Consider the following 25,969-nt stretch of genomic DNA (forward strand, 5'->3'; position numbering starts at 1 on the left):
CACCGGGCTGACCGCGGCCCTCCGGTGACGGAGCCCCGTGTGATCCGGCCGACGGTCATGGACACCGCGCTCGCCTGCCCCAACTGCGGCGACATGTCGGGCACTTGCCGCGCACGGCCTTCGGGGATCGACGGGTGGGCCGGCCGACCCCGGGGCAGTCGACGCCGTTCGGTGGGTCGGTGAAGAGGCGCCCCCGACCGCACGTACGACAAACCGTCGCAGCCGCCACCCACCACCACTCCACTCCGGACAAATCACGTCCACCGCCCGTGCCCCTACGGTGGGGCTAGAACTCCACCACTTCGGAAGGGCCGGGACTCGCAATGCCGAACGAAACTGTGGCAGCCACGCATGCCTTCTGGCTCGCCGGACGTCTGGCCACCGGAGAGGAGACCTTCGACGTCACGTCCCCCTGGGACGGTCGGCTGGTCGGCAAGGTCGCCGTCCCGACAGAGGCCCAGGTCGAGGAGGCCGTCGCTGCCGCCTACGCCGTGCGCGACGAGTTCGCCGCGACGCCGGCGCATGTCAGGGCAGCGGCCCTCGACCATGTCTCGCGGCGTCTGGTCGAGCGCACCGAGAAGATCGCCCGTCTGATCTCCGCGGAGAACGGCAAGCCCATGAAGTGGGCACGCGGAGAGGTGGGCCGCGCCGTCTCGGTCTTCCGGTTCGCGGCCGAGGAGTCCCGCCGGTTCAACGGCGGCGAGGCACAGCGACTCGACACCGACGCAGGCGGTACCGGCCGCCTCGCGCTGACCCGCCGCTTCCCGCGCGGCGTCGTCCTCGGTATCGCGCCGTTCAACTTCCCGCTCAATCTCTGCGCCCACAAGATCGCGCCGGCCATCGCCGTCGGAGCCCCGATCATCCTCAAGCCCGCCCCGGCGACGCCGCTCTCCGGCCTGCTCATCGGTGAACTGCTCGCCGAGACCGAGCTGCCGGCCGGCGCCTGGTCGGTGCTGCCCGTCGCCAACGACCGGATGCCCACCCTCGTACAGGACGAGCGGCTGCCGGTGATCTCCTTCACCGGCTCCGACAAGGTCGGCTTCGCCATCATGGACTCGGTGCCGCGCAAGCACTGCACCCTCGAACTCGGCGGCAACGGTGCGGCAGTTGTCCTCGCCGACTACGCGAGCGAGAAGGACCTCGACTGGGCGGCGACCCGGATCGGCGCCTTCTCCAACTACCAGGGCGGCCAGTCCTGCATCTCGGTACAGCGCGTCGTCGCGGACACCTCGCTGTACGAGCGCCTCGTACCGAAGATCATCGCCGCCGTCGAGGCACAGGTCACCGGAGACCCGTCCGACGACGCCACGGATGTGGGCCCCCTCGTCAGCGAGGACGCCGCCAAGCGCGTCGAGGCCTGGGTGGACGAGGCCGTACAGGCAGGAGCGCGTCTCCTGGCCGGCGGCAAGCGCGACGGTGCGTCGTACGCGCCCACCGTCCTCGCCGACGTCCCGGCGGACGTCACGATCTCCTGCGAGGAGGTCTTCGGCCCCGTCCTCGCCCTCACTCAGGTCGACGGGGAGGACGCGGCGTTCGAGACGGTGAACGACTCCAAGTACGGCCTTCAGGCGGGCGTGTTCACCCACGACGTGCAGGCCGCCTTCCGCGCCCACCGGGCGCTCGAGGTCGGCGGCGTGATCGTCGGTGACGTCCCGTCCTACCGCGCCGACCAGATGCCGTACGGCGGTGCCAAGCAGTCCGGTGTCGGCCGTGAGGGCGTCAGGTACGCGATGGACGACTACACCTACGAGCGCGTGATGGTGTTCACCGGCCTCGCCCTCTAGAAGAAAGCGGACGAAGTGCGAGGAAGGCCGGGACCGCCGCGCGGCGGTCCCGGCCTTCCTCGTGTACGCGTACGGGCACCCCTTCCGCGTCCCCGACGGTGCGCGCCAGGACTGGCTACGCCCTTCGTATTGGGGTAGATACGGACGAGTAGTACCGGCCGGTACCTTTCCCACCAGGGCCCCATGACAACGCCCTGGCCGGTCGGGCCCATCGACCCGACGTTCGCGGCGAGGTGAGTTCCCGATGTCCGCTCCATCCGATTCATTCGACACGGCCCAGGTCCCGGAGCCCAAGGTCTCCGAGCGGGAAGCGCGACGGGTGGCCGAGGCCGCCCGCGAGCAGGGCTGGCGCAAGCCGAGCTTCGCCAAGGAGCTGTTCCTCGGCCGTTTCAGGCTCGATCTCATCCACCCCCACCCCGCACCCCCGGCGGAGGACGTACGGCGCGGAGAAGCCTTCCTGGCCACGCTCCGTGACTTCTGCGAGACAAAGATCGACGGTGCGCGGATCGAGCGCGAGGCGCGGATCCCCGACGAGGTCGTCAACGGCCTCAAGGAACTCGGCGCCTTCGGCATGAAGATCGACAGGAAGTACGGCGGTCTCGGCCTCACCCAGGTGTACTACAACAAGGCGCTCGCCGTGGTCGGCATGGCGAACGCGTCGATCGGCGCGCTGCTCTCCGCGCATCAGTCGATCGGCGTACCGCAGCCGCTCAAGATGTTCGGCACCCAGGAGCAGAAGGACACGTTCCTGCCGCGCCTCGCCCGTACCGACATCTCCGCCTTCCTGCTGACCGAGCCCGACGTCGGCTCCGACCCCGCTCGGCTCGCCACCACGGCGGTGCGCGACGGCGACGACTACGTCCTGGACGGCGTCAAGCTGTGGACGACCAATGGCGTCGTCGCCGACCTCCTCGTCGTGATGGCCCGCGTCCCCAAGTCGGAGGGACACAAGGGCGGCATCACCGCGTTCGTCGTCGAGGCGGACTCACCGGGCATCACGGTGGAGAACCGCAACGCCTTCATGGGCCTGCGCGGCCTGGAGAACGGCGTCACCCGCTTCCACCAGGTACGGGTCCCGGCGGCGAACCGTATCGGCCCCGAAGGCGCCGGTCTCAAGATCGCCCTCACCACGCTCAACACCGGGCGTCTGTCGCTGCCCGCGATGTGCGTCGGCGCCGGCAAGTGGTGCCTCAAGATCGCCCGCGAGTGGACGGCGGCGCGCGAGCAGTGGGGCAAGCCGGTCGCCCAGCACGAGGCGGTGGGGGCGAAGATCTCGTTCATCGCGGCGACGACGTTCGCCCTGGAGGCCGTGGTCGACCTGTCGTCCCAGATGGCCGACGAGGACCGCAACGACATCCGTATCGAGGCGGCGTTGGCCAAGCTGTACGGCTCCGAGATGGGCTGGCTGATGGCGGACGAACTGGTCCAGATCCGCGGCGGACGGGGCTTCGAGACGGCGGACTCCCTGGCGGCCCGCGGGGAACGTGCCGTCCCCGCCGAGCAGGTTCTGCGCGACATGCGGATCAACCGGATCTTCGAGGGCTCCACGGAGATCATGCACCTGCTGATCGCCCGCGAGGCGGTCGACGCGCACCTGGCGGTGGCCGGCGACATCATCGACCCCGACAAGACGTTGTCCGACAAGGCGAGGGCCGGGGCACAGGCGGGCGCCTTCTACGCGCGCTGGCTGCCGAAGCTGGTCGCCGGGCCCGGCCAACTGCCCGGTTCCTACGCGGAGTTCCACCCCAAGGGGCATCTGGATCTCGCCGCGCACCTGCGCTACGTGGAGCGGACGTCGCGCAAGCTCGCGCGCTCGACCTTCTACGCCATGTCGCGGTGGCAGGGCGGGATGGAGACCAAGCAGGGCTTCCTCGGCCGCATCGTGGACATCGGCGCCGAACTGTTCGCGATGAGCGCGGCTTGCGTGCGGGCCGAGATGCTGCGCTCCGGCGGAGAGCACGGCCGCGAGGCGTACCAGCTCGCCGACGTCTTCTGCCGGCAGTCCCGGATCCGCGTCGAGGAGCTGTTCACACGGCTCTGGTCCAACACGGACGACATCGACCGCAAGGTCGTGAACGGCGTGCTGGCCGGAACGTACACCTGGCTGGAGGAAGGCATCATCGACCCGAGCGGTGACGGTCCCTGGATCGCCGATGCCACGCCGGGTCCCTCCCGACGGGACAACGTCCACCGCCCGATCCGCTGACCGACCGGGTCCCCACCGCGTCCATGACCGATACCGACCGCGAGCCGAGTGCGTCCGGCGGCCCCGACGGGGCGGGAACCACCGGCCCGCCCCGTAGCCACGAAGAACCACCGGGCCGCGTCCTCCTCACGGAGGACGCGGCCCGAGGCTCGACAGTCGGCGGGGGAGTGGCCTCAGCCGGCCGTGCGCCGACTCAGTTGAACGGGTCGAGCGTGAGGAACGCCTGGCGCGGGTCGCCGTCGTGCACCAGCGACTCGTGGGCCCCGACATCGTCGAAGGCGAAGGCGTACGCCTTGCCGTCGGCCATCTGCGCGTGGATCATCCGGGCGTAGTGGTTGGTCACGGCGTCCTTGTAGAAGTCCGCCGAGCCGGCGTCCGGCTGGTTGGGGTTGCTCAGGAGCGTCGAGCGGTTGAAACCCGCGCACAGGGTGCGCGAAATCGGGCCCCGTACTTGGTCGTTGGGGGCGTCGAGCAGCTTGTAGCAGCCGAAGATGCTGTCGGCATCGGGCTTCTGGAACGAAGTGACCACCGCACCCGAGGTGTTGGTGAAGTTCATGGTGTTCCCGGAGACCCTGCCGGTGTACTTGACGGCCGGCTGGTTCGCGAACGGGGTCACCGTGAGTGGGGAGTTGGCGTACTTCGCCCACACCCGGTCGATGTAGTCGTTCAGGACACCGGCCGGCAGCGCGCCCGACGCGATGCCGTGACCGGGCGCGAGAGCCCGCAGAACGGTGCCGTCCGACCGGGTCTGGATCAGCCCCGCCCAACCGCCCGTCTGCCCTCTGAGAGCGTTGAAGAAGCCGTTGTACCCGCCCGGCTTCAGATGCCCCGTGGTCTTGGTGGTGCCGTTGGGGATCTTGACGCCGACCGCGTACGGCGCCGAGAACATGTCGACCTGGGTGCTGTTGATCCACAGACCGGAGTCGTTGAGCGTGTACTCCGACCAGTTGAAGAGGATGTTCCTGTTCGGATCGTCCGGATTCTGCACGGCGGGCTGGACGAGGCCGCCGGTCGTCAACTTGAAGACCAGCTTCTGACCGTACGAGAAGTAGACCCGGCCGGAGAACTTCGGCAGCTGGATCGTCATGCTCTGGCCCGGGGCCGGTCCCGCGATCGAGGCGTCCGGCGCCGGGGTCGGCGGGTTGCCGCCGCCGGGCCAGGCGTGGAACGTGCCGTTGGAGTCGGCCCAGCCCTGCCGGCCGGACGACAGCTCCGTACCGAGGTTGTAGATGTAGACCGGCTCGCCCCGGCCGGAGTTGTTGGTGATGGTGAACGGAATGGTGTTGGGGACCGCGGCCTCGGCCGGGGCCACGGTGCCGAAGGCCGTGAATCCGGTGGCGAAGACCACTGCGGCGGCCAGGGAAGCCAGCAACTTGCGTATCGCGGGCACTCGCTCTTCCTCCTCGTCAGGTAGTTCCCAGTGGGGACGGTGGGGGGCGGAATCTGACGTACGGACGCCGCCGGTGAGGCGGGTGTGCCTGAAGGGCCGACAGCCGGAACCGGGAGCGGGGACGGGGAAACCGGAAGGGAGTGGGCCTTCAGGTACAGACCTTTCTGAGAGCGCTCTCAGAATTGCGCCGCTCGTGAGGCGTGTCAATGCGGATGCCGCAACTCGCCGAAGATGTCTTGACTCCGCCGGACAGCGACCGCAGCGACCGCACCGTCCCCCGCTCGACGCGCGTGTGACCCCGGCCGCCCGCATGCAGCACAATCGGGCCTCGACGTGACCGCACGGGGCGCGAGCCGCGCGACGGACCGGCGAAGACGCGATCAACCGACGATTGGGGCAGGCATGTTCGGGGCGGGGAACGAGGGGCGGCCGGGCGGCCGAAGCACACGGCTGCGCCGCGCGGCGGTACTCGCGCTTGTCGGCGCCGTACTCGGCGGAGCGGCCGCCTGCGGTGGTGACGAGAAGGGCGACGGCGACAAGGGCGGCCAGGAGGCCGGGGCGGACGGCAAGGCGCCCGCCTCCAGCCCTGCCGCGGAGTCCGGCGACTCGGGTGACCCGGCCGGCTCCGGCGGCACCGGGGCGCTCGGCCAACGCGACCTCACGGCCCTCGCCTTCACCGACGGCGAGAAGATCGGCAAGTACACCGCCGGCGAGTTCACCCTCGGGGCGCCGCTCGGCGAGGACTACACGGCCGACCCCGCCACCTGCCAGCCCCTCGTCAGTCTCGCGAAGGGCGCCACCGCCTTCGATCCGGCGTCCGAGGTCCACCGCAACGTGGACGTCGCGGAGGAGATGCTGGGTACGACCGTCGCCGTACAGCTCCGCTCCTACAACGGTGACGGCGCGGCCGGCGTCATGAAGGCCCTCGCCACGGCCGGCAAGGAATGCGCCGGCGGCTTCGTCGAGAATCGCGCCGTCGCCAAGGGGCAGTACCTGAAGGTCGAGCCGGTCAAGGCGCCCGACCACGGTGACGAGGCGCAGGCGTACCGCTTCACGATCCTCGATGTGAAGGGCACGCTGAAGTTGTACGAATACCTCACCGTCGTACGCTCCGGTACCACCACCCTCTCCTTCCGGGCCGACATCACGGACACGAAGGACATCGGCAAGGTGCCGGACGAGGTCGTCACGGCGCAGTGGAAGAAGTTCGAAGCGGGCTCGAAGGGCTGAGGCGGCGGTTCGGCGACGGCCCGATGACGGGCCCCGTGGCCCTGTTTTCGTCACGCGCTGTCCGCGCCGCCCCCGGATGCGGCAAGAATGGGGCCATGAGCGACAGTCCAGCCCCTCTCGCCGACCCCCATATCGCCTTCGACGTGTCCGAAGGCCGCCGGGACGTCGTCGTCCTCGGCTCCACCGGGTCCATCGGCACGCAGGCGATCGACCTCGTCCTGCGCAACCCCGACCGCTTCCGTGTCACCGCGCTGTCCGCCGCCGGCGGGCGGGTCGGACTGCTCGCCGAACAGGCGCGACAGCTCCGGGTCCGTACCGTCGCGGTCGCCCGTGAGGACGCCGTGCCCGCGCTGCGCGAGGCTCTCGGTGCGGAGTACGGCTCCGAGCCGCTCCCCGAGATCCTCGCGGGGCCGGACGCCGCCACCGACGTCGCGACGTCCCAGTGCCACACGGTGCTCAACGGCATCACCGGATCCATCGGCCTCGCGCCGACCCTCGCCGCCCTCGAAGCCGGCCGTACGCTCGCCCTCGCCAACAAGGAGTCGCTGATCGTCGGCGGCCCGCTGGTCAAGGCGCTCGCCAAGCCGGGGCAGATCATCCCGGTCGACTCCGAGCACGCGGCGCTCTTCCAGGCCCTCGCGGCCGGTACCCGCGCCGATGTGCGCAAGCTGGTCGTCACGGCCTCCGGAGGCCCCTTCCGCGGCCGTACGAGGGCCGAGCTGGCCCACGTGACCCCGGACGACGCCCTCGCCCATCCCACCTGGGCCATGGGGCCCGTGATCACGATCAACTCCGCGACGCTCGTCAACAAGGGGCTGGAGGTCATCGAGGCGCATCTGCTGTACGACATCCCGTTCGAACGCATCGAGGTCGTCGTCCACCCTCAGTCGTACGTCCACTCCATGGTGGAGTTCACCGACGGCTCGACCCTGGCGCAGGCCACGCCGCCCGACATGAGCGGTCCGATCGCCGTCGGTATCGGCTGGCCGGTACGGGTGCCGGACGCCGCGCCCGCCTTCGACTGGTCCACGGCGTCGACCTGGGAGTTCTTCCCGCTCGACAACGAGGCCTTCCCGTCGGTGGGACTCGCCCGGCATGTCGGATCGCTGGGCGGCACGGCTCCGGCGGTGTTCAATGCCGCCAACGAAGAGTGTGTGGAGGCGTTTCTCGCGGGGCGGCTGCCGTTCAACGGCATCATGGATACCGTCACCGAAGTCGTCGCCGAGCACGGCCGGCCCGCCAAGGGAACCTCGCTCACCGTGGCCGACGTCCTCGAAGCGGAGACCTGGGCGCGCGCCCGGGCCCGCGAAATGGCAGAGAAATTCGGCGAAGAACAGCCTGCGGAGGCTCGCGCATGACGATCCTGTTGACGGTCCTCGGCATAGTGATCTTCGCCGTGGGACTGCTCTTCTCCATCGCGTGGCACGAATTGGGTCACCTGTCGACGGCCAAGTACTTCGGTATCCGCGTGCCGCAGTACATGGTCGGCTTCGGCCCCACCATCTGGTCGCGCAAGAAGGGCGAAACCGAGTACGGGATCAAGGCGATCCCGCTCGGTGGCTACATCCGCATGATCGGGATGTTCCCGCCCGGTGCCGACGGGCGTATCGAGGCACGGTCGACCTCACCCTGGCGCGGCATGATCGAGGACGCCCGGTCGGCGGCCTTCGAGGAGCTGAAGGAGGGCGACGAGACCCGGCTCTTCTACACGCGCAAGCCGTGGAAGCGCGTGATCGTGATGTTCGCGGGACCGTTCATGAATCTGGTTCTCGCCGTCGTGATCTTCATGGGTGTCGCGATGAGTTTCGGCTTCCAGACCCAGACCACCGAGGTGGCAGGCGTCCAGAAGTGCGTCATCTCTCAGAACGTCGCGCGGGAGAAGTGCGCGGCGGGCGATCCGGTGTCACCGGCCCGCGCCGCCGGTCTCCAGGAGGGCGACAAGATCGTCGCCTTCAACGGACAGCGGGTCGAGGACTGGTCCGTGCTGTCGAACCTCATCCGCGAGACGATCGGCCCCGCCAGCATCACGGTGGAGCGTGACGGCAAGGAGCAGGTCCTCCAGGCGACGCTCGCGAAGAACATGGTCGCGCAGAAGAACTCCGACGGTGAGGTCATCCCCGACAAGTTCGTGCCCGCCGGGTACCTGGGCTTCGCCGCGGCGACCGAGATCATCCCGCTCTCCTTCGGAGACTCCGTCGACCGCATGGGCGACATGATCGTGACCGGTGTCGAGTCGATCATCGCGCTGCCGTCCAAGATCCCCGATCTCTGGAACGCGGCCTTCTCCGACGGCGACCGCAAGGACGACTCCCCGGTGGGCGTCGTCGGCGCCGCGCGGATCGGCGGCGAGGTGATGACGCTGGACGTCCCGGCGCAGAACCAGATGGCGATGATGCTGTTCCTGCTGGCCGGATTCAATCTCTCGCTGTTCCTCTTCAACATGCTGCCGCTGCTGCCGCTCGACGGCGGGCACATGGCCGGGGCGCTGTGGGAGTCCGTACGGAGCAAACTCGCCCGCATCTTCAAGAGGCCGGACCCGGGGCCGTTCGACGTGGCGAAGCTCATGCCCGTCGCTTACGTCGTGGCCGGGATCTTCATCTGCTTCACGCTGTTGGTACTGATCGCCGACGTGGTGAATCCCGTCAAGATCATGTAGCTCGTCGGGGGCGTCACGACCTCACGCTTCGCGTGATGAGGGAACACTCCGTGCCGCCCGGGCGGACGCGGGTTTACGGCCGGGTGTCTCTTCGCACCCGGCCGTACGCCTTTGGGGGGTTTGCGGGTAGCGATGTGCTCGTACGGCGGGCCGGTGGCGTAATCTCGATGACCGGAGCCCGCCGAACTCGGGACCACGATCCACACCTTGGGGTTGCACAGCAGATGACTGCGATTTCTCTCGGAATGCCGGATGTTCCGGTGAAGCTCGCCGACCGGAGGGTCAGTCGGCAGATCCAGGTCGGTTCGGTGGCTGTCGGTGGGGATGCGCCGGTGTCGGTGCAGTCGATGACGACGACGCGGACCTCGGACATCGGGGCGACGTTGCAGCAGATCGCGGAGCTGACGGCGTCGGGGTGTCAGATTGTGCGGGTGGCGTGCCCGACGCAGGATGACGCGGACGCGTTGTCGACGATCGCGCGGAAGTCGCAGATCCCGGTGATCGCGGATATTCATTTCCAGCCCAAGTACGTGTTCGCGGCGATTGACGCGGGGTGTGCGGCGGTGCGGGTGAATCCGGGGAACATCAAGCAGTTCGACGACAAGGTGAAGGAGATCGCGGGGGCGGCGTCGGCGGCGGGGACGCCGATCCGTATCGGGGTGAACGCGGGTTCGCTGGACGCGCGGCTGCTGAGGAAGTACGGGAAGGCGACTCCGGAGGCGCTGGTGGAGTCGGCGTTGTGGGAGGCGTCGCTGTTCGAGGAGCACGGGTTCCGGGACATCAAGATCTCGGTGAAGCACAACGATCCGGTGGTGATGGTCAATGCGTACCGGCTGCTGGCGGCCCGGTGTGATTATCCGCTGCATCTGGGGGTGACGGAGGCGGGTCCGGCGTTCCAGGGGACGATCAAGTCGGCGGTGGCGTTCGGTGCTCTGCTGAGTGAGGGGATCGGGGACACGATCCGGGTGTCGCTGTCGGCGCCGCCGGCGGAGGAGGTGAAGGTCGGTCTGCAGATTCTGGAGTCGCTGAATCTGAAGCAGCGGCGTCTGGAGATCGTGTCGTGTCCGTCGTGCGGGCGGGCGCAGGTGGATGTGTACAAGCTGGCGGACGAGGTGACGGCGGGGCTGGACGGGATGGAGGTTCCGTTGCGGGTCGCGGTGATGGGCTGTGTGGTGAACGGTCCGGGTGAGGCGCGTGAGGCGGATCTGGGTGTGGCGTCGGGCAACGGCAAGGGGCAGATCTTCGTCAAGGGTGAGGTGATCAAGACGGTGCCCGAGTCCAAGATCGTCGAGACCCTCATCGAAGAGGCGCTGAAGATCGCCGCGGAGATGGAGGCCAACGGCGTTCCCTCCGGCGAGCCCGAGGTCTCCATCAGCTGAGGATCGGCGCCCGGGGCCCCGCTGAGCCGCTCACCGGCCGGTCGGCCGCCGTCCTGTCGCACGCTCCGTCTCCGTACGGGCCCCGCATCCCACGCCCCAGGGCGTCGGGGGAGCGGGGCCTTTCGGTGTACGCGGCACCGCGCGGAAGTGGCGGGTACAGTGCGGAGAATCAGCAGACGTATGGTGAGGCCCCTCTCGTGTTGACGCAGACCACCACCCGGGTCCTCGACCCCGGCGAACTCGGCGCCGCGCTCGCCATCCTTGAGAGTGAGCCCGTCGCCAACGCCTTCGTGGCTTCCCGTGTCCAGGCGGCGGGACTCGATCCCTGGCGCCTCGGTGGCGAGATGTGGGGCTGGTACGCGGACGGGCGGCTGCGCTCACTGTGCTACTCCGGCGCCAACCTGGTGCCGATCTGCGCCTCCCCCGAGGCCGTACGGGCCTTCGCGGACCGCGCCCGCCGTACGGGGCGCCGCTGCTCGTCCATCGTCGGACCCGCCGAGCCCACGGCCCAGCTCTGGCGGCTTCTGGAGCCCAACTGGGGCCCCGCCCGCGAGGTCCGCGCGAATCAGCCGCTCATGGTCACCGAGCGGGTGCCCGAGACGGTGCGGCCCGACCCTCTCGTACGCCGCATCTGTAAGGAGGAGCTGGAGACGATCATGCCCGCCTGCGTGGCGATGTTCACCGAGGAGGTCGGCATCTCACCGCTGGCCGGTGACGGCGGGCTGCTCTACCAGGCGCGCGTGGCCGAACTGGTCGGCGCCGGGCGGTCGTTCGCCCGCATCGACGACGGCAAGGTGATCTTCAAGGCGGAGATCGGCGCGGCCACGTCGCACGCCTGCCAGATCCAAGGCGTCTGGGTCGCGCCCGAATTCCGCGGCCAGGGCCTCTCCGAGAGCGGTATGGCGGCCGTCGTGCGGTACGCGCTCGCCGACGTCGCCCCCGTCGTCAGCCTGTACGTGAACGACTACAACACCCCCGCCAGGGCCTCCTACCGACGGGTCGGCTTCCGCGAGGTGGGCGCGTTCATGAGCGTCCTCTTCTGAAAGTAGGGTTCGGCCATGCCGAGCGTGCCGAGCTACCCCGGGAACGACCGCCACATTCCCGACGTGCGCGTAGAGCCGATCGACCTCGCGGCGCGCGTGGACGAGGCGCTGGCCGTACAGGCACTCGCCTTCGGGCTGAGCGAGGCCGAGATCGGCGTACGCCGCCAGATCGTGCTGCGGCATCTCCTCGCGCCCGGTGCCCGCGCGTACGGGGCGCTCACGGCGGAGGGCCGGCTCACCGGCTTCGTCTACGGCATGCCGAACGACCGCTCCCACTGGTGGTCCACGGTCGTTGAGCCGTACCTGCGCGCCGAAGGCCGAGACGGCTGGCTCGACGACTCCTTCGTCATCACCGAACTGCACGTCCACCCCGCGTTCCAGGGCCACGGCATCGGACGCACCCTCATCACCACCATCACCGACATCGCGCGGCAGCCCCGCTCGATACTGTCCGCGATCGACACCGAGAGCCCCGCCCGCGGCCTGTACCGCATCCTCGGCTACCAGGACCTGGCGCGCCAGGTCCTCTTCCCCAGCGCGGCCAAGCCGTACGCCGTGATGGGCGCCCGGCTCCCGCTGCGGCGGCGCTGAGGGCCGTACGGTGCGCGATTACTGATTTCCGCCTGCCGGTGTGCCCCGGATAACCTCCTGGCACCAGCCGAGTAGAAAACGCAGGAGTGCCCCCCATGTCCCAGGTCCAGCGCATGTCCCGTTTGATGGCCAAGACACTGCGCGACGACCCGGCGGACGCGGAGACCCTGAGCCACAAACTTCTCGTCCGCGCCGGGTACGTACGCCGCACCTCCGCAGGCCTCTGGAGCTGGCTGCCGCTCGGTAAGAAGGTCCTCGACAACATCGCGCGCGTCGTGCGCGAGGAGATGGACGCCATCGGGGCGCAGGAAGTACTGCTGCCGGCGCTGCTTCCCAAGGAGCCCTACGAGGCGAGTGGCCGCTGGGACGAGTACGGCGACCTGCTGTTCCGTCTCAAGGACCGCAAGGGCGGCGACTACCTCCTCGGTCCGACCCACGAGGAGATCTTCACCCTGGTCGTCAAGGACCAGTGCACGTCCTACAAGGACTTGCCGGTGATGCTCTACCAGATCCAGACGAAGTACCGGGACGAGGCGCGTCCCCGCTCCGGCGTGCTGCGTGGCCGTGAGTTCCAGATGAAGGACTCGTACTCCTTCGACACCACGGACGAGGGCCTCGCCGAGTCGTACGGGCTCCACCGCGCCGCGTACCAGAAGATCTTCGCGCGCCTCGGGCTCGACTACCGCATCGTCTCCGCAGTCTCCGGCGCCATGGGCGGCTCGGCCTCCGAGGAGTTCCTGGCACCGGCCGCCGCGGGTGAGGATACCTTCGTCGACTGTCCCAACGGCGACTACGCCGCCAACACCGAGGCCGTCACGTTCACCACGCCCCCCGTCGACGGGTCGGCACACGGGGCGATGGAGGAGCTGGACACCCCCGACACCCCGACCATCGAGACCCTGGCCAAGTTCCTGGGCGTGCCGGCCTCGGCGACGCTGAAGAACCTGCTGGTGAAGGTCGACGGCGAGATCACCGCCGTCGGTGTCCCCGGCGACCGCGAGGTGGACCTCGGCAAGCTCGGCGAGCACCTGGCACCCGCCGTCGTGGAGCTGGTCACGGCCGAGGACTTCGAGGGCCGGCCCGAGCTGGTACGCGGCTACGTCGGCCCCCAGGGGCTGAAGATCCGCTACATCGCCGACCCGCGCGTGGCGCCCGGCACCGCCTGGGTCACCGGCGCGAACAAGGCCGACACCCACGCGCGCGACGTCGTCTGCGGACGGGACTTCGAGGTCGACGACTATCTCGACGTCGTGGTCGTCGAGGAGGGCGACCCCTGCCCCGTGTGCGGCACCGGGCTGAAGCTGGGACGCGCGATCGAGATCGGTCACATCTTTCAGCTCGGCCGCAAGTACGCCGACACCTTCCAGCTCGACGTGCTCGGGCAGCAGGGCAAGCCGGTGCGGGTGACGATGGGCTCGTACGGCATCGGAGTCTCCCGCGCCGTCGCCGCGCTCGCGGAGCAGACCGCGGACGAGCAGGGCCTGTGCTGGCCCCGTGAGATCGCCCCGGCGGACGTGCACGTCGTCGCCGCGGGCAAGGCCCTCCAGACGGAGCTCGCGGTCGACGTCGCCGAGCAACTGGCCGCGGCGGGGCTGCGCGTACTGGTCGACGAGCGCCCCGGTGTCTCGCCGGGTGTGAAGTTCACCGACGCGGAGCTGATCGGCGTTCCGAAGATCCTGGTCGCCGGGCGGCGCGCGGGCGACGGAGTGGTGGAGCTGAAGGACCGCCGCACCGGGGAGCGCGAGGAGCTGACGGTCGCCGAGGCGGTCGCGCGTCTGACGGCCGACGCCTGACGCCGACACGGGGCGCCGACGCCGCCCTACGGGGCAAGCACGGCGTTCTGAGGAGTACGACGGGATTACGGGGCGGGCGGGCCGGTCCGGGCGACCGGCCCGCCCGCCCCGTACGCCGTAACCGCTCGGGCCGCCCCGTAACGGGGCCTCCGGAAGAGGCGGCGCAGGTGCGTGCGTACGGTTGTGGGCGCCAACTCCCCGCCCCGTTACAGCCAGTCGGCGAACTCCAGCAGCAGTTCCGCGTCCTGGCGGCGTCCGGCGTGCAATGCGCGTACGCCCGATTCCACCGCGCGGAAGAGCGTCCAGCCACGTAGCCGCTCGCGGTCGATGTCCAGCGAGTCGGCCAGTTTGTTCACCCGGCGCCGCGTCGCGGCCGCGCCGGACGCCGCGGCGACGAGATCCTCCACCCGGTCGCGTACCAGCCGCGCCAGGTCGTACGCGCGCTCGCCCACCACCGGCACGGGGCCGATGGCGAGCCACGGCGCCCGGTCGCCCGACAGCACCTTGCCCTGACGGAACGCGCCGTGGAGCAGCATCAGCTCCGTCGGCCCGGCGGCGAGCAGTTCAGCGCGCGCGTCGAGCGCCGCCGCGACGAGCGGGGCGACCTGTGGGTCGGTCGCCGCCCGCATCGCGTCCGCCTGCCGCGCCGTCCGCTCGGCGACGGTCTCGAAACCGTGGTCGGCGACCGGCTCGACCCACAACTTCCGCACCGTTCCCGCCGCTTCGAGCAGCGCCTTGGCCTCGGGCAGGGAGCGCAGCGACGTCTCTGAGTGCAGCCGCTCAAGGAGCAGCGCGCCGTCGGAGCCCGAGATGAGCTCCACCGAGCCCCAGCCCTTCCAGTGCGCCAGCGCCGCCCGCTCCGGCTCCGGGGCGGCGAACGGCGGGACCACCTTGAGCGCTGCCGGGGCACCGTCAGGGCGCCGTACGAGCACCACGAGGCTGCTCCCGCCGCCCGGCGCCACCACCCGCTCGACCGTCAACTCCCGCCGCTCCACGGCCTCCTGGGTGATCCCCGGCAGCTGCCCGAGCCACTGTCCGGCGACGGACTCCCCGTAGGTCTCGCTCAGGGTGCGTACCAGCCGCCTCGGCGGTTCGAAAGCCATACGTGCCCAGAGCCCTTCCTGTGGTTCGGGCTCACAGACGCTCGGCGAGCCCAGGAAAGGCTACGCCGCTGCCCCGCCAGCGCACCGCCCGCACCGCCGCCTCGCGCAGCGCCCCGGCGGCGTCCTGGCGCAGCGGCCCCTCCGCGGCCCGTACGAGGTCGGAGTAGACCCCCGCGATCCGGTCCTCCAGATCGGCGGCGAGCTTTATGGCGGCGGCGGCGTCGGGCACTTCGAAGGGCAGGGCGTACGCCGCGGCGGCCGCCACCGGCTTCCCGCCGAGATCGCGCACCGTACGCGCCAGACTGTCACGCCGGGCGCGGTGCGCGTCGTACGCGGTCGTCGCCTCGCCGCGGCGTTCGTCGCCGACACGGCCGCCGACGACCCCGTACCCGTACACCGCGGCGTGTTCGGCGGCGAGGGCCGCCCGGGCGGCGTCCAGCGCGCGGTCGCTGCTCACGAGGAGAATCCTTCCGTCAGCAGGTACGCGTGGGCGGCGTCGGCGGCGGCGAGGGAGGCCAGCAGACGGGCGAGTTCCGGCGGGGCGTGAACGAGCGCGTCGGCGTGCGCGTCGGAGGCACGGCGCTCGGCGGCGGCCAGCTCCCTGAGCGCCGCGCCGGGGTCCGCGGGGACGGACGGCGCCGGACCGGAGGCCCCGTCCCCGGTGTCCCCGGCGGCCGTCCCGAGAGACGGGGCCGACGACGGGGCGGAGGGAGCAGAGGAAGCGGACGACGAGGGGGACGGCTTCGCCGACCCGTCCTTCTTCTTGGAAGGCTGCGGAGGCGACAGCGCGGTCACATGACGTGCGACGGCGCCCCGCAGCGGCGTCAGCCGCGTGGCCTGATCAGGATGCCGCGCGAGCACGGCGTCGTACTGCCGCAGGAGTTCGCGGCTCGTGCCTGCGGACTTCACCCGTAGCGCTTTCGCGGCCCGGACGGCCGCCGCGCTCGTCGGGTCCCTTGATCCGTCGTCGTCGCCGTCGGTACAGGCGGTCAGCAGACCCCCCGCCGCGGCGCCGACCGCCAAGAGCGCACCCCTACGTGTCGTCCCCGTGCGCCCCACGCGTGTCTCCCTCGGGCCTCGCAGTGATCACCGCAGGCGAGCGTACCTGCGCGTCAGCCGCAGGTGGACGGCAACACCCCCCGCGACCGGATACCCTTTCCCTGACACGCGACGATCCCACAACAGCACACACGCGGCCGAGGAGTCACCCGGATGAGCACCACCCACAGCGAGAGGCTGCGCGGACTGCTGGAACCGCTCGTCTGCGCGAACGGCCTGGATCTCGAAGAGATCGAGGTGTCCCGGGCGGGCCGGCGTCGTGTGCTGAGGATCGTGGTCGACTCCGACGACGGCGTGGACCTGGACGCGTGCGCCGAGCTGAGCCGCACCATCTCCACGGCTCTCGACGAGACCGATGTGATGGGCGAGGACGAGTACCAGCTCGAAGTGACCTCCCCGGGAGCCGACCGCCCGCTGACCGAGCGCCGTCACTACGTACGCGCCGTCGGCCGTCTGGCGAAGATCCAGCCTCATGAGGGCGACGAATTCGTGGCCCGTGTCCTCGCGGTGGACGAGGAAGGACTCGACCTCGAAGTGCCGGGTGTGAAGGGGCGCAAGCCGACCGCCCGCCGGGTCGAGTTCGCGTCGATCGCCAAGGCGCGCGTGGAGCTCGAGTTCAACCGCAAGGACAAGAAGGAAGAGGAGGCGTAGCCATGGACATCGACGTAAAGCTCCTGAAGGGCTTGGCACAAGAGAAGGAGATCCCGTTCGACCTGCTGGTCGAAGCGATCGAATCCGCCCTCCTCATCGCCTACCACCGCACCGAGGGGAGTCGCCGTCTCGCCCGTGTCGTGCTCAGCCGCGACAACGGTCACGTAACGGTGTGGGCCAAGGAGGACCCCTCCGAGCTGGAGGAGGGCCAGGAGGCGAAGGAGTTCGACGACACCCCGTCGGACTTCGGCCGTATCGCCGCCACGACGGCGCGTCAGGTCATCCAGCAGCGGCTGCGGGACGCCGAGAACGACGTGACGTTCGGCGAGTACGCGCGCCGTGAGGGCGACATCGTCGCCGGCCAGGTCCAGCAGGGCAAGGACCCCAGGAACGTCCTGGTGCGGCTGGACGACAAGCTGGAGGCCATCCTCCCGGTGCAGGAGCAGGTGCCGGGCGAGGAGTACACACACGGTCTGCGGCTGCGTACGTTCGTGGTCCGCGTGGCCAAGGGCGTACGGGGCCCCTCGGTAACCCTGTCGCGTACTCACCCCAACCTCGTGAAGAAGCTCTTCGAGCTGGAGGTCCCGGAGATCGCGGACGGCTCCGTGGAGATCTGCGCGATCGCCCGTGAGGCGGGTCACCGCACCAAGATCGCCGTACGGTCCACCCGCTCCGGCCTCAACCCCAAGGGCGCCTGCATCGGCCCCATGGGGTCGCGGGTGCGCAACGTGATGGCGGAGCTGCACGGCGAGAAGATCGACATCGTCGACTGGTCGGACGACCCGGCCGAGATGGTCGCCAACGCGCTGTCGCCGGCCCGCGTCAGCAAGGTCGAGGTCGTCGACCTCGGCGCCCGTTCCGCGCGGGTGACGGTGCCGGACTACCAGCTGTCGCTGGCGATCGGCAAGGAAGGGCAGAACGCCCGCCTGGCCGCCCGCCTCACCGGCTGGCGCATCGACATCCGGCCGGACACGGAGCAGACCGACGGGGCGGACGACACCGGGGCGGCCGCGGGTCGGCCGCCGCGCGGCGACGTGGGCTGACACGGCGCCAAGGCGGCACCGGGGACCGGCGCGCGCGAGGCGGACCGACAGAGCCACGTACGGGGCGGGAGCCCGCGCCGTACGCCGCCGTACGGTGCGGGGTTCGTCCCGAACGGTGCGGGGTCCGTCCAGCTACGGCGCGGAGATCGGCCCCGTACGGCACGTACACCGCGCCACGTCGGGGCGCCGTCATCCGGGGCGCCGTCCGCCGGGTGCACCGCATCCGGCCATCGGACGCCCGATGTCGGCCACCGGCGGCCCCGGTCGATCGTGGTGGACCGGCGCCGCCCGAGCCCGCCCCCGCCCGCGACGTGCGGCGACGTGTGACGACGGACGGCGCGGAGATCAACCGAGTCTTTTTGGCCAGCAAGTGTTCGACCATTGCCCCAAAGGGGTGAGGCCGACACGGGGAGGTAGACTTAAGGATGTCTGGCCGGACGCACGCCCGCGCCTGCCCTGAGCGAACCTGCGTGGGATGCCGGGAGCGAGCGGCCAAGAACGATCTGCTGCGCATCGTGGTGGTCGAGGGTGCTTGCCTCCCTGATCCACGCGGTACGCTGCCCGGCCGGGGCGCTTATGTGCACCCCGCCTCGTTCTGTCTCGATCAGGCGGTCCGCCGCCGGGCGTTTCCCCGGGCCTTCAGGGTCAAGGGACCGCTCGACAGCGCGGAACTGCTCCGATACGTCGAGCAGGCAGCAACGCACGAACACGTACGGCACGGAACCCCGTGCGATTCAGGTACCTCGCGAGTTGGAAGTAGGTCGAGATTGCGATGAGCACTCGATGAGTACGCGATGAGTACGCCCATGAAGTAGCGACGGTCCGGCGGTAACCCGGACCTAAAAGGAGCGAAGTGGCTAAGGTCCGGGTATACGAACTCGCCAAGGAGTTCGGTGTGGAGAGCAAGGTCGTCATGGCCAAGCTCCAAGAACTCGGTGAATTCGTCCGTTCGGCGTCGTCGACGATCGAGGCGCCGGTCGTACGCAAATTGACTGACGCTTTGCAGGGCCCCGGCGGCAACGCCGCCAAGCCCGCCGCGAAGCCCGGGGCGCCGCGTAAGGCGACCCCCGCCAAGCCCGCCGCGCCCTCCCAGGCGCAGGCGGCACGTCCGGCTGCTCCCAAGCCCGGTGTCCCGGCCCCCAAGCCGGCCGCCGCCGAGGCGCCGCAGAGCAGCACCCCTTCCTCTCCGGCTCCGGCCGCGACGCCCGCCTCCGGCCCGCGTCCCGGTCCGAAGCCCGCGGCGTCGAAGCCCGCGCCGGCTCCGGTGCCCGCGGCCGAGTTCTCGGCCCCGGCCCCGGCCCAGCCGGCGGCGCCCCAGGCCCCGCAGTCCCCGGCGTCCCCGCGCCCCGGTTCGGCCACCCCGGGGCCCCGCCCCACCGGTGGTCCGGCCGCCCGTCCGGCTCCGTCCGGCGGTCAGCGCGACGGCGGCCGTGACGGCGGCCGCGGTGGCGAGCGCCCCGCGCGTCCCGCGGGACAGGGCGCCCGCCCGGGTGCTCGTCCGGCCGGTCCCCGTCCGGGCAACAACCCCTTCACCTCGGGTGGCTCCACCGGAATGGCGCGCCCGCAGGCGCCCCGTCCGGGTGGCGCCCCGCGTCCCGGCGGTGCCGGTGCGCCTGGTGGTCCGCGTCCGCAGGGCGCCGGTCAGGGCGGTCCCCGTCCGCAGGCCGGTGCCGGTGGTCAGGGCGGTCGCCCCAGTCCCGGTGGTATGCCTCGTCCGCAGTCCCCGCGTCCCGGCGGCGCTCCCGCCGGTAACCGTCCGAACCCGGGCATGATGCCGCAGCGTCCCGCCGCGGGTCCGCGTCCCGGCGGTGGCCCCGGCGGAGGCCGTGGTCCCGGTGGGGCCGGTCGGCCCGCCGGCGGCGGTGGCGGCGGTCGTCCCGGTGGCGGCGGCGGTTTCGCCGGTCGTCCCGGTGGCGGTGGCGGCGGTGGCTTCGCCGGTCGTCCCGGTGGCGGCGGCGGTGCTCCGGGTCGTCCCGGTGGTGGCGGTTTCGGCGGCGGTGGCCGTCCCGGTTTCGGCGGACGTCCGGGTGGTCCCGGCGGCCGTGGTGGCACACAGGGCGCGTTCGGCCGTCCCGGCGGACCGGCCCGTCGTGGCCGTAAGTCGAAGCGGCAGAGGCGCCAGGAGTACGAGGCCATGCAGGCCCCGTCGGTAGGCGGCGTGATGCTGCCGCGTGGCCAGGGACAGGTCGTCCGGCTGTCGCGCGGTGCGTCTCTCACCGACTTCGCGGAGAAGATCAACGCCAACCCGGCGTCGCTCGTCGCCGTGATGATGAACCTCGGCGAGATGGTCACCGCCACGCAGTCCGTCTCCGACGAGACCCTGCACGTGCTCGCCGGCGAGATGAACTACGTCGTCGAGATCGTCAGCCCGGAGGAGGAGGACCGCGAGCTTCTCGAGTCCTTCGACATCGAGTTCGGCGAGGACGAGGGCGGCGAGGAGTTCCTCGTCGCGCGTCCGCCGGTCGTGACCGTCATGGGTCACGTCGACCACGGTAAGACCCGGCTCCTCGACGCCATCCGTAAGACGAACGTCGTCGCGGGCGAGGCCGGCGGTATCACGCAGCACATCGGCGCGTACCAGGTCGCCACCGAGGTCAACGACGAAGAGCGCAGGATCACCTTCATCGACACCCCGGGTCACGAGGCGTTCACCGCCATGCGTGCCCGTGGTGCCAAGTCCACCGACATCGCGATCCTCGTGGTGGCGGCGAACGACGGTGTGATGCCCCAGACGATCGAGGCGCTGAACCACGCCAAGGCGGCCGACGTGCCGATCGTGGTCGCGGTCAACAAGATCGACGTCGAGGGCGCGGACCCGACCAAGGTGCGCGGTCAGCTGACCGAGTACGGCCTCGTGGCCGAGGAGTACGGCGGCGACACCATGTTCGTCGACATCTCCGCCAAGCAGGGTCTGCACATCGACAGCCTGCTGGAGGCCGTGGTCCTCACGGCGGACGCCTCGCTCGACCTCCGGGCCAACCCGGAGCAGGACGCGCAGGGCATCGCCATCGAGGCGCACCTCGACCGCGGTCGCGGCGCCGTCGCCACCGTGCTCGTCCAGCGCGGCACGCTGCGCGTCGGCGACACGATGGTCGCCGGTGACGCGTACGGCCGTGTCCGGGCGATGCTCGACGACAACGGCAACAACGTCCAGGAAGCGGGTCCCGCGACCCCCGTCCTGGTCCTGGGACTCACCAACGTCCCCGGCGCCGGCGACAACTTCCTGGTCGTCGACGAGGACCGCACCGCGCGGCAGATCGCCGAGAAGCGTGCCGCCCGCGAGCGGAACGCGGCCTTCGCCCGCAAGGGCGTCCGGTTCTCCCTGGAGAACCTGGACGAGGCCCTCAAGGCCGGCCTGGTACAGGAACTCAACCTCATCATCAAGGGCGACGCGTCCGGTTCGGTGGAGGCCCTCGAGTCCTCGCTGCTCCAGCTCGACGTCGGTGAAGAGGTCGACATCCGGGTCCTGCACCGCGGCGTCGGTGCGGTCACGGAGTCCGACATCGACCTGGCGATGGGCTCCGACGCCATCGTCATCGGCTTCAACGTGCGCGCCGCAGGGCGTGCCTCGCAGATGGCCGACCGCGAGGGTGTCGACGTCCGCTACTACTCGGTGATCTACCAGGCCATCGAGGAGATCGAAGCGGCCCTCAAGGGCATGCTCAAGCCGGAGTACGAGGAGATCGAGCTCGGTACGGCGGAGATCCGCGAGGTCTTCCGCTCGTCCAAGCTCGGCAACATCGCGGGTGTTCTCATCCGGTCCGGCGAGGTCAAGCGCAACACGAAGGCCCGGCTCGTCCGCGACGGCAAGGTCATCGCGGAGGACCTCAACATCCAGGGTCTGCGCCGCTTCAAGGACGATGTCACCGAGATCCGCGAAGGCTTCGAGGGCGGTATCAACCTCGGGAACTTCAACGACATCAAGATCGACGACGTCATCGCGACGTACGAGATGCGCGAGAAGCCGCGCGGCTGACGCGTACCGCCGCCGTACGGCTGACACAGCCGTACGGCGGACGGTGCGCCGTCGCGTGACCGACGTCCTGACCGACGTCACGCGACATGGCACGCGGTGCGCCGATGCCGCCCGGGCCCCGCTCGGGCGGCATCGCCGGTCCGGGGCCGGTCGACGGTGCTTATTCCGTCGATCGGCCCCGGACGTTCCGTGTACGGTTTATGTGCCCCTGCCAAGCGCTGGCGGGCCCGAACCCGTACCGGCGGGACATCCGGATACACATGTATGTGGGGACACTGTCCTTCGACCTGCTCCTCGGCGACGTACGGTCGTTGAAGGAGAAACGCTCGATCGTCCGGCCGATCGTCGCCGAACTCCAGCGGAAGTTCGCGGTGAGTGTGGCGGAGACCGGTGACCAGGGTCTTCATCGCAGGGCCGAGATCGGCCTGGCGGTGGTGTCCGGGGACACGGTGCATCTGAGGGACGTCCTGGACCGGTGCGAGCGCATGGTCGCCGGCCGTCCGGAGGTGGAGTTGCTGTCGGTACGGCGGCGGCTGCACGGGGACGACGACTGAGCCGACGACGAGTCGGCCGCACCCGATCGTCCCGGTCGGGGACGGCCGGACGGTCGCGGCAGCAACAGCAGCAGACAAGAAACCCAGAAGGAAGAGTGACGGACCGGTGACCGACAACGCGCGGGCCCGCAAGCTGGCCGACCGCATCCAGGTCGTGGTCGCGGAGACCCTGGACCGGCGTATCAAGGATCCGCGACTGGGCTTCGTGACCATCACGGACGCCCGGGTCACCGGCGACCTGCGGGAGGCCACGGTCTTCTACACGGTCTACGGCGACGACGAGGAGCGTGCGGCGTCCGCCGCCGCCCTGGAGAGCGCCAAGGGCGTCCTGCGGTCCGAGGTGGGTCGCCAGACCGGTGTCCGGTTCACGCCGACGCTGGCGTTCGTCCCGGACGCCCTGCCGGACAACGCCCGCACCATCGAGGACCTCCTCGACAAGGCGCGCGCCAAGGACGCCGAGGTGCGTGAGGTGTCGACCGGTAAGACCTACGCGGGCGAGGCCGACCCTTACCGCAAGCCCGGTGACGAGGGTTACGAGGAGGACGCCGAGGCCGACGGCCAGGCTGCCTCCGGAACTGGCTCCGGGTCCCCCTCGGGGGCCGGCGAGGACGGCGTGGCCAAGGCGGACGAGGGCGGCGTCGCCCCGGTCGGCGACGACACGGACGGTGCCGCCGCTAAATGACACAGCGACTCCCCACGCCCGACGGTCTTGTCATCGTGGACAAGCCGTCGGGCTTCACTTCGCACGACGTCGTGGCCAAGATGCGCGGTATCGCCAAGACCCGCCGCGTCGGTCACGCGGGCACGCTCGATCCCATGGCGACGGGCGTCCTCGTTCTCGGCGTGGAACGGGCCACCAAACTGCTGGGGCACCTCGCCCTGACCGAGAAGGAGTACCTCGGCACCATCAGGCTGGGGCAGGACACCGTCACCGACGACGCGGAGGGCGAGATCACCTCGTCCACCGACGCGTCCGGGGTCACCCGTGAGGGAATCGACGCCGGGGTGGCCGCTCTCAGCGGCGCGATCATGCAGGTGCCGTCCAAGGTCAGTGCCATCAAGATCGACGGGAAGCGGTCGTACGCGCGCGTACGGGGCGGCGAGGACTTCGAGATCCCGGCGCGGCCGGTGACGATCTCCTCGTTCAAGGTGTACGACGTCCGCCCCGACGTCGCCGAGGACGGTACCCCCGTGGTCGACCTGGTCGTGTCGGTCGTCTGCTCCTCCGGTACGTACATCCGGGCCCTCGCACGCGACCTCGGGGCGGGACTCGGCGTCGGGGGGCATCTCACGGCGCTGCGCAGGACCCGGGTGGGTCCGTACGGCATCGACGAGGCGAGGACGCTCGACCAGCACCAGGAGCGGCTGACCGTCATGCCGGTGGCCGACGCCGCCGCGACCGCCTTCGCGCGCTGGGACGTCGACGAGAAGCGCGCGAAGCTGCTGCTCAACGGCGTACGGCTGGACATGCCGGTGCGTCGTGACGGGGCGGCCCGTTCCGGGCCCGTGGCCGCGTTCGGGCCCGACGGGCGGTTCCTCGCGCTGGTGGAGGAACAGGGCGGCAAGGCGAAGAGCCTGGCCGTCTTCGGCTGATCGGACGTTCGTTCCCGCGGGGACTTCACCGTGGAGCGGGCACGACGGCCTGCCCGCTCCACGATCCCCCTCCCAGGAGGTCTGTCCGCACGCTCAGTGGGATTCACCCCATCGGCCGGGCGCTCGGAGTGAGGGGTGGGTGCACGGGGGGCCTTCGCCTCGCGTGGTACAGCCTCTGCTGTGCCGCTGGTTCACCGATGAGTGCCCGTTGCCCACGGGGCTGCCCGCCGTGGCCGTACGCCCGACGGTGGCCGCCGCCGCGCAGGCACTGCCGCACTCGCGGCGGCACCTCGCCGTCGACGACCTCACAGAGGCGCTCGTCGCCACGGCGGTTCCACGGGGCCGCTGACCGCGCTCGCCGAGATCCGGGTGTCCCAACTCACCCATCACGTCGCGGCACTTGTCGGTGAGGACGACGTCCCAAGGGCCTACGGCGGCCGGTCGCACCGCCCGGTTCGTCGCCCGTCGGCCGGAGCACGGGCCGGCCGCCAGAGCGGCGCCGCTGCCTCTTGTGACGGGGCTGATCCCGCACCGCCCCGTCGAAGTGCGTACGACCCTGGCTCCGGTGCCGGACGCCCTGTTGCGGGTCGTCGCCGCCCGGTCCGCAGAACGAGCGCCGAGGCCCGTACCCGCGACCCTGTGCTCCGCGCCGGGCTGCTGTTTGCCGCCACCTCCGACGGGGCCACTCGCTTCGGCCGGCGCCTGGTTGTTCTCGGCCGTGAGATGCCCGGATTCGGCTGACTTGTGGCGGCGTGGTCGGCCGAGGATCCGGTCCAACGGGCGACGGTGGTCGGGCCGAGCGCGGGCAAGCCCCTCATGTCGCTCGGTACCCCGATACCGATGCGGGTCAAAAGCCACGGGCATGGCAGTCTTAGACCTGCGTAAGAGGCATTCACGTACACAGGTTCGGGCGAGGAGAGCGGTCACAGTGCAGCGCTGGCGCGGCTTGGAGGACATCCCCCAGGACTGGGGACGCAGCGTCGTCACCATCGGCTCCTACGACGGTGTGCACCGCGGACACCAACTGGTCATCGGCCGCACCGTCGAGCGGGCTCGGGAACTGGGGATTCCCTCGGTGGTCGTGACGTTCGACCCACACCCCAGCGAGGTCGTCAGGCCCGGGACCCATCCGCCGCTGCTGGCGCCGCACCACCGGCGGGGCGAGCTGATGGCGGAGCTGGGTGTGGACGCGGTGCTCGTCCTGCCGTTCACGGTCGAATTCTCGAAGCTGTCGCCCGCCGACTTCATCGTGAAGGTGCTGGTCGACAAGCTGCACGCGCGCGCGGTCATCGAGGGGCCGAACTTCCGCTTCGGCCATCGGGCGGCCGGCAACGTCGCCTTCCTGGCCGAGCTGGGGGCGACGTACGACTACGAGGTCGAGGTCAACGACCTTTACGTGAGCGGTGCGGCGGGCGGTGGTGAGCCCTTCTCGTCGACCCTGACCCGGCGGCTGATCGCCTCGGGTGACGTCGCGGGCGCGGCGGAGATCCTGGGCAGGCCGCACCGGGTCGAGGGCATCGTGGTGCGCGGCGCGCAGCGCGGGCGTGAGCTCGGCTACCCGACGGCCAATGTGGAGACGCTGCCGCACACCGCGATCCCGGCGGACGGCGTGTACGCGGGCTGGCTGACGGCCGATGGCGAGCGGATGCCGGCGGCGATCTCGGTCGGTACGAACCCGCAGTTCAACGGCACGGAGCGAACGGTGGAGGCGTACGCCATCGACCGTGTGGGGCTCGACCTGTACGGGCTCCACGTCGCGGTGGACTTCCTGTCCTACGTCCGGGCCCAGCGGACGTTCGACTCGATCGAGGCACTGCTCGAAGCCATCGCCGACGACGTGAGGCGCTCGCGCGACCTCGTCGCCGCGTACGACGCCCGCTGACGGACACGATGTGACCCCAACTCGGGCACCGTATGG

General features: G+C 70.5%; 22 protein-coding genes. 18 read left to right on the forward strand and 4 right to left on the reverse strand.

What is annotated here, in order from left to right; translation table 11 throughout:
- The first annotated feature begins 338 nt into the window (after positions 1-338).
- Both SSPS47_RS25320 and SSPS47_RS25325 read left to right on the forward strand, forming a co-directional pair.
- On the forward strand, positions 339-1,784 hold the full coding sequence (locus SSPS47_RS25320; RefSeq protein WP_164254982.1) for an aldehyde dehydrogenase family protein: 1,446 nt from the start codon (positions 339-341) through the stop codon (positions 1,782-1,784).
- Positions 1,785-2,028: 244 nt separating this feature from the next.
- Positions 2,029-3,990 carry an acyl-CoA dehydrogenase family protein gene (locus tag SSPS47_RS25325; protein ID WP_164252993.1) on the forward strand — a complete coding sequence of 654 codons (1,962 nt, stop codon included), beginning with the start codon at positions 2,029-2,031 and terminating at the stop codon, positions 3,988-3,990.
- A 193-nt stretch (positions 3,991-4,183) separates the two neighbouring features.
- Here SSPS47_RS25325 and SSPS47_RS25330 read toward each other — a convergent pair whose 3' ends face one another.
- Positions 4,184-5,338, reverse strand: coding sequence for a glycoside hydrolase family 64 protein (locus SSPS47_RS25330; protein ID WP_239065335.1), 1,155 nt, complete (start codon positions 5,336-5,338; stop codon positions 4,184-4,186).
- A 444-nt stretch (positions 5,339-5,782) separates the two neighbouring features.
- On the opposite strand from SSPS47_RS25330, the gene SSPS47_RS25335 reads away from it, so the two are divergent.
- From SSPS47_RS25335 to SSPS47_RS25365, 7 genes are all read left to right on the forward strand, one after another.
- Positions 5,783-6,610 carry a hypothetical protein gene (locus tag SSPS47_RS25335; protein ID WP_164252995.1) on the forward strand — a complete coding sequence of 276 codons (828 nt, stop codon included), beginning with the start codon at positions 5,783-5,785 and terminating at the stop codon, positions 6,608-6,610.
- A 95-nt stretch (positions 6,611-6,705) separates the two neighbouring features.
- Positions 6,706-7,968, forward strand: a complete 1,263-nt coding sequence (gene dxr / locus SSPS47_RS25340; protein WP_164252996.1) for a 1-deoxy-D-xylulose-5-phosphate reductoisomerase — start codon at positions 6,706-6,708, stop codon at positions 7,966-7,968.
- On the forward strand, positions 7,965-9,266 hold the full coding sequence (locus tag SSPS47_RS25345) for a site-2 protease family protein (RefSeq protein WP_164252997.1): 1,302 nt from the start codon (positions 7,965-7,967) through the stop codon (positions 9,264-9,266). Before dxr ends, SSPS47_RS25345 begins: the two co-directional genes overlap by 4 nt.
- A 224-nt stretch (positions 9,267-9,490) precedes the next feature.
- Positions 9,491-10,645, forward strand: coding sequence for a flavodoxin-dependent (E)-4-hydroxy-3-methylbut-2-enyl-diphosphate synthase (gene ispG, locus SSPS47_RS25350; RefSeq protein ID WP_164254984.1), 1,155 nt, complete (start codon positions 9,491-9,493; stop codon positions 10,643-10,645).
- 200 nt (positions 10,646-10,845) lie between these two features.
- The gene (locus tag SSPS47_RS25355; protein WP_164254986.1) at positions 10,846-11,688 is read left to right on the forward strand and encodes a GNAT family N-acetyltransferase; all 843 of its coding nucleotides are present in this window, start codon (positions 10,846-10,848) and stop codon (positions 11,686-11,688) included.
- Positions 11,689-11,703: 15 nt separating this feature from the next.
- Positions 11,704-12,279 carry a GNAT family N-acetyltransferase gene (locus SSPS47_RS25360; protein ID WP_164252998.1) on the forward strand — a complete coding sequence of 192 codons (576 nt, stop codon included), beginning with the start codon at positions 11,704-11,706 and terminating at the stop codon, positions 12,277-12,279.
- A gap of 95 nt (positions 12,280-12,374) precedes the next feature.
- The gene (locus tag SSPS47_RS25365) at positions 12,375-14,072 is read left to right on the forward strand and encodes a proline--tRNA ligase (protein ID WP_147878840.1); all 1,698 of its coding nucleotides are present in this window, start codon (positions 12,375-12,377) and stop codon (positions 14,070-14,072) included.
- A gap of 206 nt (positions 14,073-14,278) precedes the next feature.
- Here SSPS47_RS25365 and SSPS47_RS25370 read toward each other — a convergent pair whose 3' ends face one another.
- From SSPS47_RS25370 to SSPS47_RS25380, 3 genes are read right to left on the reverse strand one after another with little or no spacing between them, the layout of a single operon-like run.
- Positions 14,279-15,175: an aminoglycoside phosphotransferase family protein gene (locus SSPS47_RS25370; protein WP_164252999.1), complete on the reverse strand. Its 897-nt coding sequence runs from the start codon at positions 15,173-15,175 to the stop codon at positions 14,279-14,281.
- Between the two features lie 31 nt (positions 15,176-15,206).
- The gene (locus tag SSPS47_RS25375) at positions 15,207-15,632 is read right to left on the reverse strand and encodes a ferritin-like domain-containing protein (protein WP_164253000.1); all 426 of its coding nucleotides are present in this window, start codon (positions 15,630-15,632) and stop codon (positions 15,207-15,209) included.
- Positions 15,629-16,234 (reverse strand): hypothetical protein, encoded by a 606-nt coding sequence (locus SSPS47_RS25380; RefSeq protein WP_164253001.1) that lies wholly within the window; start codon positions 16,232-16,234, stop codon positions 15,629-15,631. Before SSPS47_RS25380 ends, SSPS47_RS25375 begins: the two co-directional genes overlap by 4 nt.
- Positions 16,235-16,387: 153 nt before the next feature.
- Here SSPS47_RS25380 and rimP point away from each other — a divergent pair, with 153 nt between their 5' ends.
- The 9 genes from rimP (at position 16,388) to SSPS47_RS25425 (ending at position 25,933) form a co-directional block, all read left to right on the forward strand.
- Positions 16,388-16,885 carry a ribosome maturation factor RimP gene (gene rimP, locus SSPS47_RS25385; RefSeq protein ID WP_164253002.1) on the forward strand — a complete coding sequence of 166 codons (498 nt, stop codon included), beginning with the start codon at positions 16,388-16,390 and terminating at the stop codon, positions 16,883-16,885.
- 2 nt (positions 16,886-16,887) lie between these two features.
- A complete protein-coding gene (gene nusA / locus SSPS47_RS25390; protein WP_164253003.1) occupies positions 16,888-17,928 on the forward strand; it encodes a transcription termination factor NusA in 1,041 nt (346 codons plus the stop codon).
- A 425-nt stretch (positions 17,929-18,353) separates the two neighbouring features.
- Positions 18,354-18,704: a YlxR family protein gene (locus SSPS47_RS25395; RefSeq protein ID WP_147878834.1), complete on the forward strand. Its 351-nt coding sequence runs from the start codon at positions 18,354-18,356 to the stop codon at positions 18,702-18,704.
- Between the two features lie 77 nt (positions 18,705-18,781).
- The gene (gene infB, locus SSPS47_RS25400) at positions 18,782-21,904 is read left to right on the forward strand and encodes a translation initiation factor IF-2 (protein ID WP_164253004.1); all 3,123 of its coding nucleotides are present in this window, start codon (positions 18,782-18,784) and stop codon (positions 21,902-21,904) included.
- 260 nt (positions 21,905-22,164) lie between these two features.
- Positions 22,165-22,458, forward strand: coding sequence for a DUF503 domain-containing protein (locus tag SSPS47_RS25405; protein ID WP_164253005.1), 294 nt, complete (start codon positions 22,165-22,167; stop codon positions 22,456-22,458).
- 106 nt (positions 22,459-22,564) lie between these two features.
- A complete protein-coding gene (gene rbfA / locus SSPS47_RS25410; RefSeq protein ID WP_239065044.1) occupies positions 22,565-23,140 on the forward strand; it encodes a 30S ribosome-binding factor RbfA in 576 nt (191 codons plus the stop codon).
- The gene (gene truB, locus SSPS47_RS25415) at positions 23,137-24,051 is read left to right on the forward strand and encodes a tRNA pseudouridine(55) synthase TruB (RefSeq protein ID WP_164253006.1); all 915 of its coding nucleotides are present in this window, start codon (positions 23,137-23,139) and stop codon (positions 24,049-24,051) included. Before rbfA ends, truB begins: the two co-directional genes overlap by 4 nt.
- 208 nt (positions 24,052-24,259) lie before the next feature.
- A complete protein-coding gene (locus SSPS47_RS25420; protein ID WP_203557923.1) occupies positions 24,260-24,400 on the forward strand; it encodes a hypothetical protein in 141 nt (46 codons plus the stop codon).
- A gap of 579 nt (positions 24,401-24,979) precedes the next feature.
- Positions 24,980-25,933, forward strand: coding sequence for a bifunctional riboflavin kinase/FAD synthetase (locus SSPS47_RS25425; RefSeq protein ID WP_203557924.1), 954 nt, complete (start codon positions 24,980-24,982; stop codon positions 25,931-25,933).
- Positions 25,934-25,969 lie beyond the last annotated feature (36 nt).

This window comes from Streptomyces sp. S4.7 (genome assembly GCF_010384365.1).
Classification (GTDB): Bacteria; Actinomycetota; Actinomycetes; order Streptomycetales; family Streptomycetaceae; genus Streptomyces.

Coding starts and splice junctions, on each gene's coding strand:
- SSPS47_RS25325 (WP_164252993.1), top strand. CDS start 2,029: ATGTCCGCTCCATCCGATTCATTCGACACGGCCCAGGTCCCGGAGCCC.
- SSPS47_RS25335 (WP_164252995.1), top strand. CDS start 5,783: ATGTTCGGGGCGGGGAACGAGGGGCGGCCGGGCGGCCGAAGCACACGG.
- dxr (WP_164252996.1), top strand. CDS start 6,706: ATGAGCGACAGTCCAGCCCCTCTCGCCGACCCCCATATCGCCTTCGAC.
- SSPS47_RS25345 (WP_164252997.1), top strand. CDS start 7,965: ATGACGATCCTGTTGACGGTCCTCGGCATAGTGATCTTCGCCGTGGGA.
- ispG (WP_164254984.1), top strand. CDS start 9,491: ATGACTGCGATTTCTCTCGGAATGCCGGATGTTCCGGTGAAGCTCGCC.
- SSPS47_RS25360 (WP_164252998.1), top strand. CDS start 11,704: ATGCCGAGCGTGCCGAGCTACCCCGGGAACGACCGCCACATTCCCGAC.
- SSPS47_RS25365 (WP_147878840.1), top strand. CDS start 12,375: ATGTCCCAGGTCCAGCGCATGTCCCGTTTGATGGCCAAGACACTGCGC.
- SSPS47_RS25370 (WP_164252999.1), bottom strand. CDS start 15,175: ATGGCTTTCGAACCGCCGAGGCGGCTGGTACGCACCCTGAGCGAGACC.
- rimP (WP_164253002.1), top strand. CDS start 16,388: ATGAGCACCACCCACAGCGAGAGGCTGCGCGGACTGCTGGAACCGCTC.
- nusA (WP_164253003.1), top strand. CDS start 16,888: ATGGACATCGACGTAAAGCTCCTGAAGGGCTTGGCACAAGAGAAGGAG.
- SSPS47_RS25395 (WP_147878834.1), top strand. CDS start 18,354: ATGTCTGGCCGGACGCACGCCCGCGCCTGCCCTGAGCGAACCTGCGTG.
- SSPS47_RS25405 (WP_164253005.1), top strand. CDS start 22,165: ATGTATGTGGGGACACTGTCCTTCGACCTGCTCCTCGGCGACGTACGG.
- truB (WP_164253006.1), top strand. CDS start 23,137: ATGACACAGCGACTCCCCACGCCCGACGGTCTTGTCATCGTGGACAAG.